Raw genomic sequence first — 692 nt, forward strand, 5'->3', positions numbered from 1 at the left:
ATTCCGTCCGGCCACATCCGTTCATAAGGGATACTGTCCTGCGCAGATTTTCCTTTTTTGTCCGTGCGGTTAGCGCGGGCAATGGCCGCTTCGATCTGCTTCTTATCGGCGCGGGACAGTTTTTTCTTTGTCTTTACCGGCTGCACAGTTTTTTCCTCGGTTTTTCCGAACATCCGATGCAGCCATTTTTTTATTGCGGTGAACAATGTCATACACCTCCTTATCGAGCATTTCCTGCCGCTTTAATACGGCATAAAAGTTGTTGGTCTGGTAAGGTCGCTGCTTGGGACGGATCACAGCTACTTTGAGAATGTTGCCCACGATCTTTTCCAGGGGCTGTCCATGCTTTTCGTACATAGCCAGCATAAAGAAGGGCAGCATAACCAGCATCATACACATAGCCGCTACACTGTTTCCGGTAGGTTTTCTGAGCAAAAAGAAAAGCGGTACGCCAATAAGCGCTCCGCCCGTGAAGCAGATAAGCTGCCGCTTGGTCAGATTGAACATGACCTTTGTTTTGACTTTTGTTAAGTCCTTGGGTACGGGTACATAAGCCAATGTGGAAACCTCCTTCCGTTTTAGTGCGCCTGAAAGACCGATTTGGCGAGACTGCCGGTTTTGAACAGCGTAAAACATAGCAGTACGGTGTAGCCCACGCAGCTCCAGATTGCCATGATGATGTCATCTTCCAG

General features: G+C 48.7%; 1 protein-coding gene and 1 pseudogene. Both read right to left on the minus strand.

The window, feature by feature from the left end:
• Positions 1 to 173, minus strand: a pseudogene (locus DWY93_RS17680) (conjugal transfer protein TraE); the annotation flags it as partial.
• A complete protein-coding gene (locus tag DWY93_RS16205) occupies positions 103 to 558 on the minus strand; it encodes a PrgI family protein (RefSeq protein WP_005335865.1) in 456 nt (151 codons plus the stop codon). The gene DWY93_RS16205 and the pseudogene DWY93_RS17680, both read right to left, overlap by 71 nt.
• Positions 559 to 692 lie beyond the last annotated feature (134 nt).

It is taken from the genome of Clostridium sp. AF28-12 (assembly GCF_003435225.1).
In the GTDB taxonomy this organism is placed as follows: domain Bacteria; phylum Bacillota; class Clostridia; order Lachnospirales; family Lachnospiraceae; genus Pilosibacter; species Pilosibacter fragilis.